Consider the following 17,024-nt stretch of genomic DNA (forward strand, 5'->3'; position numbering starts at 1 on the left):
CTCCAGTCTATGGCTCGGCATGCCGCAGTTCTTCGTCTTCAGCGTACGATCTGGGCCATCACTTCATCGCGAGGAGACAAGATTGAGTGTGACGCAGACCACCCCCGCCCCCGACTGGCGCCCGCCCTGGCAGTCCCTCCCCGACGACCTCGCGGAGCGCCTGGCCCCGGCGATCCCCGGGATCATGGAGCGCATCATCGAGACGGTCCCGGACCAGATCCCCGCCTACGCGGCGGCGCGCGACGGCCACTACGGCAAGAACCTCACCGCCGGCGTGACCACCGCCCTCGAGCAGCTGATGAGCCTGCCCGGCACCACCCGCCCGGCCCTGAACAGCGAGTCCCGCGTCCTCATGGCCCGCCTGGGGGCCGGCGAGTTCCGCGAGGGGCGCTCCATGGACGCCCTGCTCGGCGCGTACCGCACCTCCGCGCGGATCGTGTTCCGCGAGCTCTCCGCCGAGTGCGCGCGCCTGGGCCTGGAGATGTCCGTGGTGATCGAGCTGGGCGAGTCCATCTGGGCGTACATCGACGAGCTCTCCTCCGTCAGCGCCCAGGCGTACGCGGAGGCGCAGTCCGCCCAGGCGGGCGTGCTCGAGCTGCACCGCGCCGCCCTCGCCACCGCCCTGGTCCGGGGCGGGACCGAGGAGAAGGAGGTGCAACGGCTGGCCGCGCTCGCGGACTGGCGGCTGCCGCGCCGGCTGGCGGTGGTGGTGCTGCCCGCGGACGCCGGCGTCGCCGTCCGGGAGAGGCTGGGCCGGGCCGGGCTCGTGGTGGAGCGGGACTCGGAGGTGGTCGCCGTGATCGACGCGACGCCCTCCCAGGGCCGCCGCGAGCGCATGCTGCGCCTGCTGGCGGGGACGGCCGCCGTCGTCGGGCCGGCCGTGGACTGGCCGCTCGTGCCCCACTCCTACCGGGTGGCCCGCACGCTGGCCGTCCAGGAGGCGGCGGGCCGGACGGCGGAGCCCGCGCAGGGGGAGGACGACGACGGCGCCCCGTCCCCGATCCTCGCCGCGGACCACCTGGCGCGCGTGGTGCTGGGGGCCGAGCCGCGCGTCGTGACGCAGCTGGCCGAACGCGTGCTGGCGCCCCTGGACGAGGTGAGCGAGGCGAAGCGGGCGGTGCTGGAGGAGACCCTGCTCGCCTGGCTCACGCACTGGGGCCAGCGGGCGCCGATCGCCGCGGAGCTCGGCGTGCACCCCCAGACCGTGGGGTACCGGGTGGGCCGGCTGCGCGAGCTGTTCGGGGAGGCCCTCGAGGACCCCGACGCGCGGTTCGACCTGGAGATCGTGCTGCGGGCGCGGCGGGACGGGGTCGGGTGAGCGGGGCGGCAGGGGGTGCCGTCTGACGGGGGCCTTCACTAGCGTGGGTGGACCACGCATCCCGACGAGGGACCCCGACGAGAGAAGAGGGACAGTGCCATGACGAACGCCCCGAACCGCGACGAGCTCCCCCTGCCGGACTACGACCACATCCCCAACGGCACGCTGCCGACCCGGATCACCGGCCTCGACGAGTCGCAGGTGGAGCAGCTGCTCGCCTACGAGCGCGCCCACGGCGACCGCCTGCCCGTGGTGCAGGTCCTCGAGACGCGGCTCGAGGCGCTGCGCTCCGGCGCCCAGCCCTCCGGCGATCAGGTGCCGGACACCCCGGAGGTCGGCGGCTCCCGCACCGGCTCGCCCGTGACCCCGGAGACGAGCGGCCCGCCCGTGGAGCCCCTGAGCCGCGGCATCCCGGCCGACCCGCAGCACCCCGGCAACCGCTGAGCCGGCCGGGCGTCGCCTGACAGGGCGGCCCCCCGCGGAACGCGGCCACGACGCCCCGTCTCCTTCCTGTGAGAGGCGACGCGTCGTGGCCGCCTCGCGTTCCGGGCGATCCCGCGGTCCGGCCACGGAGCGCCTGCGAGGGTCCCCGTAGCGTGTTTGTGAGCTGGGTTATATTTCGACACAGCTGCGGCGGGCCTTCGGGCGCTGACGTGCGAGGCTGCCGGATTCCCGGCTGTCCGGCTCCTACTCACGGATGGGTGAAACGGCATGACTGAATTCGAGGACAAGCTTGCGCAAGTGGCTCGGCGAGCCCGCGACTACGCAAGCTCCCTGGACACGGAAGAGGCGACGAAGAACGCGCTCGTCATGCCATTCATCTCGCAGGTGTTGGGCTACGACGTGTTCGATCCCCAGGAGGTCGTCCCGGAGTTCGTCGCAGATCTGGGCCTGAAGAAGGGGGAGAAGATCGACTACGCCATCATGCGGGAGGGGAAGGTCAACATCCTCGTGGAGGCCAAGAAGGTCGGCTCGGAGCTGTCCCTGGCGCACGCGAGCCAGCTGGTGCGCTACTTCCACACCAGTGAAGCGCGGATCGGCGTGCTCACCAACGGGCGGGTGTGGAACTTCTACACGGACCTCGACAAGGCCAACATCCTCGACGAGCGTCCGTTCCTCGTCCTCGATCTTCTGGACATCGACCCGGTCACCGTGCCGAAGCTCGAGCAGCTGGCGAAGGGATCCTTCGATCTCGACTCGGTCATCGCCGCAGCCGAGGAGCTGAAGTACGTATCGGCCATCAAGCGCGAGATTTCTGCCGAGATGGCTGCGCCGAGCGATGAGTTGGTGAAGGTCCTCGCCAAGCGCGTGTACTCCGGGTACATGAACGCCAAGGCGGTGGAGACCTTCACCCGGCTCACCGAGGAGGCTGCGCGCCAGTACATCAACGATCGCGTCAACGCGCGGCTGAAGACTGCCCTGGGCGACCAGGTCGCTCCGGTACTGGCGGCTCCCGCTGAGCCCGTGGCCACCGGCGATCAGACGGTCCTGTCCGACGAGGAGAACGGTCAGGAGGGCCAGCTCAAGCCGGGCGTGGTGACGACCGAAGAGGAGATCGAGGGTTTCCGCATCATCAAGGCGATTCTCGCCGGAATCGTGCCGATGAACCGCGTCTACATGCGCGACGCAGCCTCGTACTGCAGCGTCATCCTGGACGACAACAATCGGAAGCCGATCGCGCGCCTTCACTTCGACGGGAAGGTGAAATATCTGGTGCTGTTCGATGCGGACAAGAACAGGACGCGGGCCGACCTCGAGAACTTGGAGGACATCTACGAATCCGCCGAGGCACTGCGGAGCGTCGTCAGCTCCTACGTCGGGGCCTGAGCGGACTCTGACCCGCCTACTGACCGGATCCGGCCCGCGGGCGGGCAGGACTGTGCCCCGCCGCCGTCGATGCGCCACCCTGGTGCGCACGCCCCGGTGGGACAGACCCGCCGGGCGCCGACCCGAGAGGACGTCATGACCCATCACGAGCGCGACGACCGCCAGGCCCTGGCCGCCGGCGAGACCTACCTGATCCACGTGCTGGAGACCTCCGACCCGCCCGGCAACCCGGACCACTACCGGATCACGGACGCGGTCGAGGCCCACCACGCGTCCACCGGCTCCTACGACGTCGAGGCCGGCGGCCTGGACGCCGCCCGCGAGCTGCTCGCCCGCCACGCCAAGTGAGCGACCGGGGCTGAGACGTCCGGCCGGGCCGCGCCTCACGCGCCCGGCCGGAGCCTCATCCCCAGCACGGTGCGCGCCTCGAGCCCCAGAGCCGCGCGGGCCTCGGGCGCGCCGGTGCGGTCCTCGCCCACCACGGTCATCCCGATCCGCTCGGCCACCCGGCGCGAGGCCGTGTTCTCCGGGTGGATGATCGCCACGAGCTCGTGGTGCCCCAGCACGTCCCGGGCGTGGTCCCGGCAGGCGGCGGCCGCTTCGGTGGCGTAGCCGCGCCCCCACAGGTCGGCCCGCACGTGGTAGCCGACCTCCAGGCGAGGCTCCCCGTTGACCTCCTGCCACGTCAGGCCGCAGTCGCCCACGAAGCCGGGCCCGCCGTCGTCGTGGGTCTCGATGATCCACAGCCCGTGCCCGTCCTGCGCGTACCGGCGCCGGTTGCCCGCGATCCACGCCGCCGCCTCCGCGCGCGTGCGCGGGGCGGGGTAGAAGCGCATCACCACGGGATCGGCGAGGAGGCCGGCCAGGTGGTCGAGGTCGGCGTCGGCCATCTCGCGGAAGCGCAGACGGGCGGTGGGGGCGGGCGGCATGCGCCCAGGCTAGCGGCGGGCGGATGCGCCCCGCCTCTTGTCTGCGCGGGGCCGGGCTGGTCGACTGTGCCCATGCCGCATTCCCTCTCCCTGCGCCCGTTGCGGGTGGATGACGCCGAGGCCATGGCCGCGGTCCTCGCCGACCCGGACCTGTACACGTACACCGGCGGGACGCCGCCGGGCGAGGAGGAGCTGCGGCAGCGGTACGCGATCCTCGCGCGCGGTCGCTCCGAGGACGGCGCGGAGGACTGGGCCAACTGGATCGTGGTGCTGGAGCCGGAGGGCCGGCCGGTCGGCTACGTCCAGGCCACCATCCCCGTGGACGGGGGACCCACGCAGATCGCCTGGCTGATCGGCACGCCGTGGCAGGGCCGCGGGCTGGCGAAGGAGGCCGCCGGCCTCCTCAAGGGCGAGCTGCGGGACCGGGGGGTGCGGCGCCTCGTGGCGGATGTCCACCCCGAGCACACGGCCTCCCAGCGGGTCGCCCAGGCGATCGGCCTGGCGCCGACGGACGAGGTCGTGGACGGGGAGGTCCGCTGGGCCGGGTCCGTGGACGACGGCGGCGGCCCGGTCACCGGCTGAGGCCGCGGCGCCGCTCCGGGTAGGAGCCGCCGAGCTCCACGCCCCGCTCGGCCAGGTAGGCCTCCGGGTCCACCGGCTCGCCGTCCACGCGCAGCTCCAGGTGCAGGTGCACGCCGGTGGCGGCGCCGGTCTGCCCGACGCCGGCCAGGTGGTCCCCGGCGGAGACGCGCTGGCCCGCGTCCACCACGGTGGAGTCCGGGGCGGCGTGCAGGTAGCGCCACACGTGGCCGTCCCCGGCGTCCACGGCGAGCAGGTTGCCGCCCGCGTCCCCGCCGGCCTCCACGAATAGGACTCGGCCGTCGGACACCGAGTGGAAGGGCGTGCCCTCCGGCACCCCGCCGAGGTCCACGCCGTCGTGGCGGGTCAGGGCCTCCTCGGACACCCCCGAGGGCACCACGCCCTCGCCGAACGGGTTGGGGCGGGGCCCGAAGCGGGAGGTCACGCGGCCCTGCACGGGCTCGGCGTACCCCTGCGTGTTCACCGTGGGCGGGGCGGGGGTGAAGCCGCCGTTCCAGCGCCGCCGCTCGGCGCCCGCGCCGGCGTCGTCCCGGCCGGCCGGACCGAACGCGAGGACCAGCGCCAGGACGGTCGCGATCAGGGCCAGCGCCCCCACTGCGGCCAGCACGCCCCCGGCCACACCGCTGCCCGGGGAGCCGGCGCCGGGGGTCGGGGTGGTCATCCCCTCAGTCTGTCATGCAGGGTCGGGACGGCCCCGGCCTTCGCCCACGGCATCCCGGCCCGCCACCAGCTCCCGCCCGCGCTCGTAGTCCTCGTCCGCGTTGTAGGTCAGCACGCCCACCACGCGGTCCTGCGCGTCCGTGTACCAGAGAGTGAACCCGCCGGTGCGCTCCACCATGCGGGCCTGCTCGTGGCCGTCGCCCCACGCGGCGTGCTTGAGCGTGTGCTCGCCGATGGTGCTCCAGAACCCGGGCACGGCCTCCCACCGCCGCAGGGACTCCGGGTCCGCCGTCGCCGCGTGGGCCAGCACGGAGGCCTGGCCGGCGCCGCCCGGCACGCCGACCTCGGTGCGGGCCGCGTTGTGCCCGGCGACCTCGCCCATGCCGAGGGCGTCGCCCCAGTGCTCCACGGGGATCGGCCGGCCGGCCACGGCGTGGTGGGCGCGGGCCACGTCCCCGGCCACCCACACGCCCGGCGCCGCCGCCAGGTGCTCGTCCGCCACGATCCGCCCCTCGTGCATGGTCAGCTCGGAGTCCTCGAGCCACCCGCCCCCCGGCTCGACCCCCACCGCGGCGAGGATCAGGTCCGGGGCGAGCGTGGCGCCGTCGTCGAGGTGGACGGTGCGCGGGGCGCGCACCTGCCCCACCCGCACGCCGGTGCGCAGCTCGACGCCGGCGCCGATCAGCCACTGCGCGATCCGATCGCCCGCCTCGCGGCCGAGCCGCTTCTGCTGCGGCACCTCGTCCGGGGTGACCAGCGTGGTGGCCACCCCGCGCAGGGCCAGGGAGGCGGCCGCCTCGCAGCCGATGAACCCCGAGCCGATCACGACGGCGGAGCGCGCGTGCCCGGCGGAGGCCACCAGGCGGCGGGCGTGGTCGAGAGAGCGCAGCAGGTGCACCTCGGCGTCGTCGTCCGCGACGGGCAGGGGCTTCGGGTGCGCGCCGAGGGCGAGGATCAGGCGCTCGAAGCGGACCGGCTCCTCGCCGACCCGCAGCGTCCGCGCGGCGAGGTCCGCGCCGGTGACGGTGGTGCCGCGGCGCAGCTCGACGCCGTCCGGCAGCTCCTCCCCGGCGATCGGCGTGCCCTCGGGGGCCGCCATGCCGCGCAGCAGCTCCTTGGACAGCGGCGGACGCTCATAGGGGTGGTCCACGTCCGAGGTGAGCATGAGGACGGGGCCGGGTCCCCCGGCGTCGAGGTAGGCGCGGGCGGCGCTGGCGCCGGCGGGGCCGCTGCCCACGATCACGAGCGGGTACGGGGTGGAGCTGTGCTGGGCCATACGGCCAGCATGCGCACCCGTCACGGGCGGGCGCCAGGGCCGACGGGCACCCCCGGCTCCGGCATACTGCCCGCATGGACCCCTCCCTGGTGTGGCTGCCGGCCGTCGTCGCGCTGGCCGCGATCACCCTGGGCGGCACGCTCCAGCGGGTGAGCGGAATGGGTGTGGGCATGATCGCCGCACCCACGCTGTCCCTGCTCCTGGGCCCGGTGGCGGGGGTGACGCTGTCCAACGTGGCCGCCTCGGTGTCCGCGGTGCTGCTGTTCGCGATGCTGCACCGGCATGTGGACTGGCCGCGCTTCGTCCGCCTCGCGCCGTTGCTCGTGACCGGCTCGTTCGCGGGGGCGTGGGCCGTGCGGGTCCTGGACGCCCACGCACTCGAGATCCTCCTGGGGTCCTCCGTGCTGGTGGCCGTGGCCGCCGTCCTGGGCCTGCAGCAGCGCTTCACCGCCCAGGGGGACGGGGCCGTGTTCGCCTCCGGCGCCGTCGCCGGGTTCATGAACACCACCGCGGGCATCGCCGGGCCGGCGCTCGCGGTCTACGCGGTGGCGAGCCGGTGGGACCAGCGCTCGTGGGCGGCCACCCTCCAGCCCGTGTTCCTGCTGGCCAATCTCACCTCGCTGGTCACCAAGTCGCTGTTCGGCGCGGCCGTGCCCGCGGGGCTGCACGTGCCGTGGCCGGTGTGGGTCGCCGTGGTGGTGGGCGGCCCGCTGGGTGTCCTGCCCGGTTCGGTGGTGGCCCGCCGGGTGGACCCCGCGAAGGCGCGCGTCCTCGCGATCTGCCTGGCCGGCGTCGGGGGCACGCTGGCGCTGGTGCGCGGTGTGGCCGGCACCCTGGGCTGAGGCGGGGCCGGCGCGCAGGCGTCAGGGCAGGAGGGAGCGCACGGCCGCGGCCAGCGTGTCCCGCACGTCGTCCACCGTCAGGTCCTCCGGGGCCAGGTGCCGCTCGACCGACAGCGTGTGCACGAGCATCAGGAGCATGGCCGCAGTGTGTGTGACCTGCTCGTCCGGGACGTCGGCCAGCACGCGGTGCTCGCGCAGCAGGCCGGCCAGGAAGTCCCGCCGCCGGACGGTCAGCGTCCGGTAGGCTCTCCCCACGGCGGGCTCGCGCAGGCCCACGGCCTGGAACTCGTGGAGGAGCAGGGGCCAGGAGCCCGTGGTCTCGAGCACGACGTCGGCCAGGGCCTCCGCCACGCGGGCCACCAGGTCCTCGCGCGGCAGGTCGGGGTCGTCCAGGGCGTCGGCGACGCCGTCCATGGCTCGGGTGGTCGCCCGCTCGAACTGGACGGTGCAGGCGGCGGCGAAGAGGTCCGGCTTCCCCGCGAAACCGGAATAGACGGCGCCCTTCGTGTAGCCGGCCTCCGCCGCGATGCGGGCGAGGGAGGAGCGCGCGTAACCCTCCCGTCCGAACACCCGAGCCGCGTGGTCGAGGATGGCCGCGCGGACATCCTCGCGGCGGGGTCGGGTCGCCATGTTGCCCTCTCGATGCCGATGGTATTGAATACCGATGGTATTGAATCCGCCTCGACTCGGCAAAGAGGGCCCATGTCTTCCACTCCCACCGACGCCGATCACCATGGCCCCGGGCCCGCCCCCGACCCGGCGCACCTCGACGACCTCCCGCCCGCCACCCTCGTGGCGCGCGGTCTGACCCTGCGCGGCAGTCGCGGGCCGGTGTTCGGCTCCCTCGACCTCGTGCTGCCCCCGCAGACCCACCTGGCCGTGCTCGGAACCCAGGGCTCGGGCCGCTCGGCCCTGCTGCTCGCCCTCACGGGGCGCCTGCAGGGCGTGCGGGGCGAGCTCGTGCTCACCGGCGGCCCCGTGGACGTCGCACTGGACGGGCCGGAGCGGCCCGCCGCCCGCGCGTACCGGCCCCCGATCGACGCCGCGCGCCACCCGCACGCCCTGCGCGCCCGCACCGCCGTCGCCCACACCACCGACGTGGTGGAGCTCGAGCCGGCGCTGACCGCGGCCGAGGTCGTGGACGAGCGCTGTCTCACCGACGGCGTGCGCCGCCGCGCCGGCCGCGCACGCTTCGCCCTCCTCGCCGACGCGGTGAGGCTGACCGTGGCGCCGGAGGCCGTCGTCGGGGAGCTGTCCGCGCCCGATCGCGCGCTGCTGGCCGCCGTCGTCGCCTGCCTGCGCCCGGCCCGCCTCGTCACCTTCGACGACGTGGACGCCACCCTGACCCTCGATCAGCTGGTCGCGCTCCACGCGGCCCTGGACGTCCTCAAGGACCACGGCCACCCGTTCGCGGTGAGCGCCGTGGCCTCCGCGCCCGTGCCGCGCGACGCCGTCGTCCTCACCCTGCCCCCCGTCCGGGAGAACTGATGCTGTTCCGCTACGAGCTGCGACGCTTCCGCCGTGGCCTGCCCCTGCTCGCCCTGCTGTTCATCTTCCTCGTCCCCGCCATCTACGGCGCCCTCTACCTGTCCGCGAACTGGGACCCCTACGGGGCCATGGACCGTCTGCCGGTGGCGATCGTCAACGAGGACGAACCCGTCCAGCGCGGCGACACCACGCTGCGCACCGGCGCGGACATGACCGAACGCCTCAAGGACGACCGCGCCTTCGACTGGCGCGAGACCACGCGCGAGGAGGCCGAGGAGGGACTGCGGGAGGGCCGGTACTACCTCGTCCTGGAGATCCCCGCCGAGCTCAGTCGTGACCTCGTCAGCCCCGAGGGCGGCGGGACACCGCGGCAGGCGCAGATCACCCTGCGCCGAGACGACGCCAACGGCTTCGTGATCGGCTCCGTCACGAACGCGAGCCAGGCCAAGGTCGAGGCCGCCGTGAACCGGTCCGCGATCGAGGCGTACTTCGAGGCCGTCTTCTCCAGCCTCGGCGAGCTGCGGTCGGGCATGGTGGACGCCGCCGACGGCGCCGCGCAGCTGGCCGACGGCACGGCCTCCGCGGAGGACGGCGCGAGCCAGCTGGAGGACGGGATCGTCCAGGCCCACGACGGCTCGGGCAAGCTGGCCGAGGGCGCGGGCCAGCTCGCCACGGGTGCGGGTGACCTCGCGGACGGCGCCGCCCAGGCCGACGACGGCGCCCAGCGACTCGCCGAGGGCGCCGCATCCGCGCAGGACGGGGCCGGCCGCCTGGCCGACGGGCTCGACCAGGCGCGCGAGGGATCCCAGGCCCTCGCCGACGGAGCCGGGCAGCTCGCCGAGAACGCCCCCGCCCTGCGTCAGGGCGCCACGGACCTCTCCGACGGGCTGGCCCAACTGCAGACCGGATCGGCCGAGCTCACCGACGGCGCCACGCAGGTGGCCGACGGCACCCAGCAGCTCTACGACACGGTGATCCCCGGCCTGGACCAGGTGATCGAGCGGCAGGACGCGGTGGCCGCCGACGTCGCCGCGGTGGACGAGGACGTCCAGCGGGTCGCCGAGGTGGCCGGCACGGCCGAGGACGGCGCGGGCGCCCGCATCGCCGACGCGCAGGCCGCCCTGGCCGAGCTCGCCGAAGAGGACCCGACGCTCGCCGAGTCCGAGCAGTACGCCGCGCTCCAGGAGGCGCTCACCGGCGCGGACGAGCGGGTGACCGCCGTCGCCGGCCGCGCCGAGGAGGCCGCCGCGACCTCCGCGGCCGCCAACGAGCGCGTCCAGGGCTTCGTCGAGGACGACGTCGCCGCCTCCGCCAAGGCGGATCTGACGGACCTCAACGACGGCGCCCACGCCGTGGCCGCGGGCGCGGAGAAGCTGCAGGGCGGGATCGGTGAGGCGAAGGACGGGGCCGACTCCCTCGCCGACGGCGCCGGGAAGTTCGCGGACGGCCTCGAGCAGCTGGGCTCCGGCGCGACCGAGCTCGACGGCGGCCTGGCCCAGCTCCAGGACGGCGCCGGGGAGCTGCAGTCCGGCCTCGGCGAGCTGACGGACGGGGCGACCACCCTCGCCGAGGGCAACGCCGCGCTCCACGACGGGGCGCTGACCCTGCAGGACGGTGCGGGGCAGCTGGAGTCCGGCGCCACCGAGCTCGACGGCGGCCTGGCCCAGCTCCAGGACGGCGCCGGGGAGCTGCGCGCCGGCCTCGGCACCCTCGACGACGGCGCCCACGAGCTCGCCTCCGGGCTCTCCGACGGCGTCGACCGCGTCCCCGCCCTGACCGAGGACGAGCGGGACGAGGCCGCCCTGGTGATGTCCCGGCCGGTGGAGGCCGTGATGCAGGTGGACAACTCCGCGGAGGTCTACGGCCGCGGCATGGCGCCGATGTTCTTCTCCATCGCGCTGTGGGTGTTCGGCATCGCCGCGTTCAACATCATGCGGCCCATCAGCGGGCGGCTGCTGGCCGGGCGCCGCAACCCGGTGGCGATCGCGCTGGCCGCGTGGCTGCCCGTGGGCATCGTGGCCGTGGGCGGCGGCCTGCTCATGCTGGCCGCCACGCTGCCGCTGGGCCTGGCCCCCGTGCACCCGGTGCGGGCCGTGGCCCTGACGGTGCTCGTGGCCGTGGTGTTCTCCCTCATCGCGCACCTGATGCAGACGGCGCTCGGCACCCCCGGTTCGGCGCTGCTGCTGGTCCTGCTGGTCCTGCAGCTGGCCTCCACCGGCGGCACCTACCCGGCCGAGGTGCTGCCCGGCTTCTTCCAGGCGCTGCACCCGTTCATGCCGATGAGCTACTCCATCGAGGCGTTCCGCAACGCGATCTCCGGCGGTCCGGACCAGCGCTTCTGGGTGCCGGTGGTCGTGCTGATGGGCATCGGGGCGGCGGCGCTCGCCCTGGACGTGCTCGTGGTGCGGCGCCGGCGTCGGTTCCGCATGAAGGACCTGCACCCCGCGCTGCAGGCCTGAGCGGGGATGACTTCCGCACCCCGCGCCGCCGTCGTCCGTCCGGCCCGCCCCGAGGACGCGCCCGCGATCGCCGCGATCGCCGCGGCCACCTTCCCGGACGCCTCCCCGGCCTCGCTGCCGCGTGCCGCGGTGGAGGCGCACATCGCGTTGCACCTGAGTGAGGCCGCCGTGGCCGCGTGGATCGCGGACCCGGAGCGGATCGTGCTCGTGGGCGCCGCGGCCGACGCCCCGGAGACCCTGCTCGGCTACGCCATGTACGAGACCGCCGCGGCCCCCGAGGCACCCGTCACGGAGCGGCTCGGCGACGTGCCGGCCGGCCACCTCTCGAAGCTGTACGTGCTCGCCGAGGGGCGCGGCACCGGGCTGGCCGAGGCCCTCGTGCACGACGGCGTCGAGCGGCTGCGGCGGCTGGGGTTCCGGCACGTGTGGCTCGGCACGAACGCGCAGAACGCACGGGCCAACCGGTTCTACGAGCGCCTCGGCTTCGAGACGGTCGGGGCGCGGCAGTTCGTGGTCGGCGGGGAGCGGGTCGAGGACGACTGGGTGCGGCTGCTGACGGTGGCGTGAGCCGGTCGCCGCTCAGCAGGCCTCCGGGCCGTCCGGGTCCTCGTCGGGGTCGAACCACGCGGACGGGTGATAGTGCACCGCGGCGAGCCCCTCGTCGTCGGCCAGGTGGGTCTGGGCCCCGGGCACGGAATCCGTGTTCTGCCCGGCCACCGCCTCCCACGCCCCGGTCTCGGTGCGGCGCACCACGAGCAACAGGACGCCGGTGCGCTCGCCGGCCTCGTCGCCGTCGGGCGCGGTCTGCCCCGTCATGGTCCACGGCGCGTGCACCACTGCCACGTCCCCGAGCTCCCGCACCCGCACGCGCCCGAGCTCGAGCCGCGAGTGCGGGAACATCCAGCGGAAGCCGAGCGCGTGGTTCACCCGGATCTGCCGACGCCGCCTCCACCACACGCCCACCACGTTCACGAAGTCCGCGTCCTCGGCGAACAGCTCGGCGAGCGCGTCGGCGTCGGCGGCGTTCCAGGCGGCCGCGAAGGCTTCGGCCACCGCGGCGGGGCCGGTCGGTCGGGCCGCGACGTCGGCGGTGGGGTCCGCGGGGGACATGGCTGCTCCTGGATCGGGGAAGGGCGGGTTCAGCGGGCGGGTCCGTAGGCCAGCGTCAGCACGACGGCGGCGAACAGCACCGCCATCACGGCCAGGACCGTGAGCACGGCGCGCAGGGCCGCACGCGTGCGCGGGTCGGCCGGGGGCGGTGCATCCGGACGTCGGGTCACGCTCGCCAGTGTGGCACGCGGCACGGCGCGAGGGGCGCGTGCGTCGGCGCGCGTCGAAGGCGCCTCCCAGCCGGGGCTCAGTCGACGCTGAAGCTGCGGATGTGGTTGCTGAACACGAAGCGGTCGAACACGGTCCGCGCCGAGCTCGGGTCGTCCGCGTGACCACTCTGGGCCGTCTACGGCGGATCGAGCCCCGCCGCCGGCCGGCCTCCCATGCCCGGCCGGTTCCCACCTCCGCCCGCCCGCCCGGCAGGGGTGGTCCCGGGCCGGGCGGCCTTGGGATGATGGGTGCCCCCGGAGAAAGGTGCCCGATGCCCCCGCCCGTGCCGCAGCCGACCCGCCGACAGATGCTCCTGGCCGGTTCCGCCCTGCTCGGATCGGGACTGCTGGCCGCCTGCGGGCAGGACGGGGAGGACGCGGCGTCGTCGTCCGTGCCGACCTCGTCCGCGCCCACCTCCGCCGCCCCCGCTGGTCCGCCGCCCGCCGGCGAACCGGTGGCCTGGTCGGACGTGGCCCGGGTTCCGCACCTGTTCTTCCACTCCCTCGTGGTGGACCCGGCCCGCGCCTTCGACGGCGACGACAAGGCCGGCGGCTATCTGGACTTCATGGTCACGGTGGACGAGTTCGACGCCGTCATCCGGCAGGTCTACGAGCGCGGTTACGTGCTGGTCTCCCCGCACGAGCTGTACGAGGTGGGGGAGGACGACGTCGTGCGCCCGAAGACCCTCATGGTCCCCGAGGGCCGGACCCCGCTGATCCTCTCCCTGGACGACTGCTCGTACTACCTCTACATGGACGGCGACGGCTTCGCGGACCGCCTGATCGTGGCCGAGGACGGCCGCGTCCGCAACGAGTACACGGACGCCGAGGGCACCACGCACGTCGGGGCGTTCGACGTCGTCCCGCGCCTGGACGACTTCCTCGCCGAGCACCCGGACTTCAGCCTCAACGGCGCCCGCGGCGTGCTGGCCATGACCGGCTACGACGGCGTGTTCGGCTACCGCACCTCGGCCCGCGAGTTCGGGGACAGCCCCACGTTCGACGCCGACGTCGCGGCCGCCACCGAGGTCGCCGACGCGCTCAAGGACAGCGGCTGGGAGTTCGCCTCCCACACGTGGGGCCACCGGACGGTGCCGAAGCTGACCATGGAGGAGCTCGAGTTCGACATGGGGCACTGGCACGAGGAGGTCGAGCCGATCCTCGGCCCCACGGACATGCTCATCTACCCGTTCGGCGCGGACGTCACCGGCCCCGGCACGTACACGGAGGACAACGAGCGGTACCGCTACTTCCGCGAGCTCGGCTACCGCTCCTTCTTCCTCGTGGACGGCACCTCCAAGGCGTGGGGCCAGCTCGAGCCCGGCTACTACCGCGGCTCGCGCATCAACGTGGACGGCATCAGCCTCGCCGCGGCCGTCTCGGGCGAGCGGCCCGTGCTGGAGGAGTTCTTCGACCCCCGGTCCGTCCTGGACCCGGCCCGCCCCGAGTCCATCCGCGGCCCGAAGAAGCCGAGCCCGGCGCCGTCGTCGCCCGCCGCGGCCCCGAGAACCCCGCGACCCTGAGGAGAGCACCATGTCCATCCCCGCCACCGAGGTCGAGGCCCGCTGGAACGCGGCCGCCGAGCCGTTCACCGCCGTCGTCCGGGAGGTGCGGGACTGGGACGCCGCCACCCCGTGCGAGGGCTGGGACGCGCTGGACCTGCTGGACCACGTGATCGCCGGCCAGCGCGACTTCGCCGCCCGCCAGGGCCGTGAGGTGCCCCTCTTCGACGGCTCCCGCCAGCAGATGGCCACCCAGTGGGCCAAGCACGCCGCCGCCATGTCCGCCCTCGCCGGTGACGAGGAGTTCATCCTGCGGCCCATGAAGACCGCGCTCGGGGAGATGCCCGTGGGTGAGGCGTTGATCCGCTTCCACGCGTTCGACGTGATCGTGCACCGTTGGGACCTGGCCCGCTCGCAGGGCGTGGACGCGCGGTTCACGGACGCGGAGATCGACTGCGTGGAGGAGTCGCTGGAACTGTTCGGCGACGCCGCCTACACGCCCGGCATCCTGGGCGAGCCCGTCCCCGTGGCCGACGACGCCGACCGGCAGACCCGCCTGCTCGGTCGCCTGGGCCGTCGGGGCTGAGACCAGGGCAGGACCCGTCCCCGCACCCCAGGAGGCACCGTGAGCGAGTCCACCGGTTTCAGCGCCGCGGAGCAGGCCGCGATCGCCGAGCGCGCGCAGGAGCTGCGCGCCCAGCGCGGCGGCAGGAAGAAGGCCGACGCCCTGCAGGACCTGCTGGTGAAGATCGAGGAGATGCCCGAGCAGGACCGCGCCATGGCGGTGGGGGTGCACCGGATCGTCACGGAGGCGGCCCCGGAGCTCGAACCCCGCACCTGGTACGGCATGCCCGCCTACGCGCGCGGCACGGACGTGCTCGTGTTCCTGCAGGTCAGCAGCAAGTTCGGCGTGCGGTACACAACCCTCGGCTGACGTCCGGCGCAGAGTGGTCACGACACGCCGCGTCGCGCACGCGGAGACGGCGTGTCCTGACCACTCCGCGGGCTTTCCGGCCCCTCCGAGCCCGCCGGCCCCTCCGCGGCCCGGGCTGCCCGTCGCCAGCGCCGCACCGCCCACAGGGTCAGACCGCCCACGGCGAGCCAGCCCACCCCGAGCAGCACGCCGTTCACGACGCCCGGGCGCACCGCGAACGCCCCCATCGCCACGAGGGAGAGCTGCCCGGGGATCACGCCGACCGCGGTGGAGCCGGCGAAGATCCCCAGCGGCACGGCGAGCGCGCCCGCCCCGTAGTTCACGGGCCAGTACGGCAGCCCCGGGGCGACGCGCAGGGCCAGCAGGGCGAGGAACCCGGTGTCCTCGAGCCGCCGCTCCACGGTCTCGGCGTGGCGGCCGAGCCCGCGCAGGACCACCTCGCGTCCGACCGCGCGCGCGATGCCGTACGCCCCGAGCGAGCCCAGCAGGGCTCCGACGACGGACAGCACCGTCCCCTCGATCGCGCCGAAGAGCACACCGGCGGTGACCGCCATGATCGTCACGGGGATGGGGGTGAGCGCCACGGCCGCGTACAGCACGGTGAACGCCAGCCAGCTCCACCAGCCGAAGCCGTCCAGCTGGGCGCGCAGCTCGTCCACGCCGGGCAGGCGCACGGTGAGTGCCAGCCACACGAACGCCGCCACCACGAGGACGAGGGCGGCGGTGCGCAGGATCGACACCCCGCGGTGCCCTGTGCGGGCGGGCAGGGTGGAGGCGGCGCCGGAGTCGCGCGGCGGCACGGCGGTGGAGGGCATCGGCTCAGGCTACCGGCAGCCGCTCCCTCCGCATGTCCTCCCTGGCCTGCGGTCACGCCCTGCTCTGCTTTGCTGGATCACACGCGTGTGACTCATCCACACCTGTGGACAACTCTGTGGAGAACCCTGTGCACGCGGCCCGCCGGGTGTGGACGGAGGGGCTCAGACGGTGGACGCGCCGGGCGCGTCGTCACCCGGCCGCGCCTCGCCCGGCCCCGCCGCCGGCTCGTCCTCGAAGACGGGACCGCCGTCGTCCTCCCAGGCCGCGGCGGCGTCGTCGTCCCTGTCGGTCTCCTGCACCTGGTCGTGCAGGCGCTCCATGCGGGTGTCCAGGTCCGCAGCCACGCGGGCGGCGGCCACGAGCTCGGTCGCGATGTCCGGGGGCACGCCGCCGTCGAACTTGTAGTTGATCTTGTGCTCGAGCGTGGCCCAGAAGTCCATGGCGCTCGTGCGGAACTGCATCTCCACGGTCACCGGGATCGTGCCGGTGGACAGGTGGATCGGCACCTGCACGAGGCAGTGCAGGCTGCGGTAGCCCGAGGGCTTGGGCCGGGAGATGTAGTCCTCCACCTCGAGCACCCGGATGTCCGGCTGCTGCGTGAACTGGCGGAACACGCGGTACACGTCCCGGGCGAAGCTGACGATCACGCGCGCCCCGGCGATGTCCGTGACGTTGGTGCGCAGCGCGTCCAGGTCCAGGGACAGCCCGCGGGCGGAGGCCTTGCGCAGGATCGACTCCGGCGACTTCACCCGCGTGACGATGTGCTCGATGGGGTTGTAGTCGTGCAGGTGCGTGAACTCGTCCCGCAGCACCTCGAGCCGCGCCTCCACCTGGAGCAGGGCCGAGCGGTACTCGAGGTCGAAGCGCTCGACGTCTCGGCGCAGCCGCTCCAGCGCCCCTGACGCCGCGGGGGTGAGCTGCGTCAACTCGGACACGGGGGTGCCGCGCAGCGCCTCGACGTCCGCCGAGGGCGCGGGCGCGTCCGGGGAAGGGTCCTGCTCCATGGCCTCAGAGCCTACGGCGGGATCCTGCGAGACGGCAGGCCGTCCACAGG

Annotated in this window: 20 protein-coding genes; 12 read left to right on the forward strand and 8 right to left on the reverse strand. The window is 74.3% G+C overall.

The features are described from left to right. Window positions 1-88: 88 nt before the first annotated feature. From POD19_RS03680 to POD19_RS03695, 4 genes are all read left to right on the forward strand, one after another. On the forward strand, window positions 89-1,318 hold the full coding sequence (locus POD19_RS03680; RefSeq protein ID WP_020624876.1) for a PucR family transcriptional regulator: 1,230 nt from the start codon (window positions 89-91) through the stop codon (window positions 1,316-1,318). Window positions 1,319-1,417: 99 nt separating this feature from the next. Then, on the forward strand, window positions 1,418-1,762 hold the full coding sequence (locus tag POD19_RS03685) for a hypothetical protein (RefSeq protein WP_010079880.1): 345 nt from the start codon (window positions 1,418-1,420) through the stop codon (window positions 1,760-1,762). Between the two features lie 267 nt (window positions 1,763-2,029). Next, window positions 2,030-3,145, forward strand: coding sequence for a type I restriction endonuclease (locus POD19_RS03690; RefSeq protein WP_036314529.1), 1,116 nt, complete (start codon window positions 2,030-2,032; stop codon window positions 3,143-3,145). Between the two features lie 135 nt (window positions 3,146-3,280). Then, window positions 3,281-3,493 carry a hypothetical protein gene (locus POD19_RS03695; RefSeq protein ID WP_010079881.1) on the forward strand — a complete coding sequence of 71 codons (213 nt, stop codon included), beginning with the start codon at window positions 3,281-3,283 and terminating at the stop codon, window positions 3,491-3,493. A 35-nt stretch (window positions 3,494-3,528) separates the two neighbouring features. Here the strand turns inward: POD19_RS03695 and POD19_RS03700 are convergent, their stop codons facing one another. Continuing rightward, window positions 3,529-4,074 carry a GNAT family N-acetyltransferase gene (locus POD19_RS03700; RefSeq protein ID WP_020624710.1) on the reverse strand — a complete coding sequence of 182 codons (546 nt, stop codon included), beginning with the start codon at window positions 4,072-4,074 and terminating at the stop codon, window positions 3,529-3,531. A 72-nt stretch (window positions 4,075-4,146) separates the two neighbouring features. Between POD19_RS03700 and POD19_RS03705 the strand changes: the two genes are divergently transcribed. Continuing rightward, entirely contained in the window at window positions 4,147-4,656 is a 510-nt protein-coding gene (locus POD19_RS03705; protein ID WP_044659331.1) for a GNAT family N-acetyltransferase, read from the forward strand. Here the strand turns inward: POD19_RS03705 and POD19_RS03710 are convergent. After that, a complete protein-coding gene (locus tag POD19_RS03710; protein WP_020624712.1) occupies window positions 4,646-5,335 on the reverse strand; it encodes a M23 family metallopeptidase in 690 nt (229 codons plus the stop codon). The genes POD19_RS03705 and POD19_RS03710 overlap by 11 nt on opposite strands. A 12-nt stretch (window positions 5,336-5,347) precedes the next feature. Then, the gene (locus tag POD19_RS03715) at window positions 5,348-6,610 is read right to left on the reverse strand and encodes an NAD(P)/FAD-dependent oxidoreductase (protein WP_020624713.1); all 1,263 of its coding nucleotides are present in this window, start codon (window positions 6,608-6,610) and stop codon (window positions 5,348-5,350) included. A 74-nt stretch (window positions 6,611-6,684) separates the two neighbouring features. Here POD19_RS03715 and POD19_RS03720 point away from each other — a divergent pair, with 74 nt between their 5' ends. Further along, window positions 6,685-7,452 carry a sulfite exporter TauE/SafE family protein gene (locus tag POD19_RS03720; RefSeq protein WP_020624714.1) on the forward strand — a complete coding sequence of 256 codons (768 nt, stop codon included), beginning with the start codon at window positions 6,685-6,687 and terminating at the stop codon, window positions 7,450-7,452. A 21-nt stretch (window positions 7,453-7,473) separates the two neighbouring features. Here the strand turns inward: POD19_RS03720 and POD19_RS03725 are convergent, their stop codons facing one another. After that, window positions 7,474-8,082 (reverse strand): TetR/AcrR family transcriptional regulator, encoded by a 609-nt coding sequence (locus POD19_RS03725; RefSeq protein ID WP_020624715.1) that lies wholly within the window; start codon window positions 8,080-8,082, stop codon window positions 7,474-7,476. 72 nt (window positions 8,083-8,154) lie between these two features. Between POD19_RS03725 and POD19_RS03730 the strand changes: the two genes are divergently transcribed. Genes POD19_RS03730 through POD19_RS03740 form a run of 3 tightly spaced genes read left to right on the forward strand, consistent with a single transcriptional unit; the run spans window position 8,155 to window position 11,966 of the window. Then, the gene (locus POD19_RS03730; RefSeq protein ID WP_043279211.1) at window positions 8,155-8,940 is read left to right on the forward strand and encodes an ATP-binding cassette domain-containing protein; all 786 of its coding nucleotides are present in this window, start codon (window positions 8,155-8,157) and stop codon (window positions 8,938-8,940) included. Continuing rightward, window positions 8,940-11,399 (forward strand): YhgE/Pip family protein, encoded by a 2,460-nt coding sequence (locus POD19_RS03735; protein WP_020624717.1) that lies wholly within the window; start codon window positions 8,940-8,942, stop codon window positions 11,397-11,399. Before POD19_RS03730 ends, POD19_RS03735 begins: the two co-directional genes overlap by 1 nt. 6 nt (window positions 11,400-11,405) lie before the next feature. After that, window positions 11,406-11,966: a GNAT family N-acetyltransferase gene (locus POD19_RS03740; RefSeq protein WP_020624718.1), complete on the forward strand. Its 561-nt coding sequence runs from the start codon at window positions 11,406-11,408 to the stop codon at window positions 11,964-11,966. Window positions 11,967-11,978: 12 nt separating this feature from the next. Here the strand turns inward: POD19_RS03740 and POD19_RS03745 are convergent, their stop codons facing one another. After that, complete coding sequence (locus POD19_RS03745; protein WP_020624719.1) at window positions 11,979-12,509, reverse strand: SgcJ/EcaC family oxidoreductase; 531 nt, start codon at window positions 12,507-12,509, stop codon at window positions 11,979-11,981. 29 nt (window positions 12,510-12,538) lie between these two features. Further along, window positions 12,539-12,679, reverse strand: a complete 141-nt coding sequence (locus POD19_RS03750) for a hypothetical protein (RefSeq protein ID WP_017488522.1) — start codon at window positions 12,677-12,679, stop codon at window positions 12,539-12,541. Window positions 12,680-12,990: 311 nt separating this feature from the next. Here POD19_RS03750 and POD19_RS03755 point away from each other — a divergent pair, with 311 nt between their 5' ends. The 3 genes from POD19_RS03755 to POD19_RS03765 are packed head-to-tail and all read left to right on the forward strand — an operon-like array spanning window position 12,991 to window position 15,154. Further along, window positions 12,991-14,241 (forward strand): polysaccharide deacetylase family protein, encoded by a 1,251-nt coding sequence (locus POD19_RS03755; RefSeq protein ID WP_020624720.1) that lies wholly within the window; start codon window positions 12,991-12,993, stop codon window positions 14,239-14,241. Window positions 14,242-14,251: 10 nt separating this feature from the next. Next, on the forward strand, window positions 14,252-14,806 hold the full coding sequence (locus POD19_RS03760) for a TIGR03086 family metal-binding protein (RefSeq protein WP_020624721.1): 555 nt from the start codon (window positions 14,252-14,254) through the stop codon (window positions 14,804-14,806). Between the two features lie 39 nt (window positions 14,807-14,845). Next, window positions 14,846-15,154, forward strand: a complete 309-nt coding sequence (locus POD19_RS03765; RefSeq protein ID WP_036314546.1) for a hypothetical protein — start codon at window positions 14,846-14,848, stop codon at window positions 15,152-15,154. A 17-nt stretch (window positions 15,155-15,171) separates the two neighbouring features. Here the strand turns inward: POD19_RS03765 and POD19_RS03770 are convergent, their stop codons facing one another. Continuing rightward, the gene (locus tag POD19_RS03770) at window positions 15,172-15,969 is read right to left on the reverse strand and encodes a TVP38/TMEM64 family protein (RefSeq protein WP_020624722.1); all 798 of its coding nucleotides are present in this window, start codon (window positions 15,967-15,969) and stop codon (window positions 15,172-15,174) included. A 162-nt stretch (window positions 15,970-16,131) separates the two neighbouring features. Continuing rightward, on the reverse strand, window positions 16,132-16,974 hold the full coding sequence (locus POD19_RS03775) for a GTP pyrophosphokinase (RefSeq protein WP_036314511.1): 843 nt from the start codon (window positions 16,972-16,974) through the stop codon (window positions 16,132-16,134). Window positions 16,975-17,024: the final 50 nt, after the last annotated feature.

The organism is Micrococcus sp. GPGPB33 (assembly GCF_037853785.1).
GTDB classification, from domain to species: domain Bacteria; phylum Actinomycetota; class Actinomycetes; order Actinomycetales; family Micrococcaceae; genus Micrococcus; species Micrococcus luteus.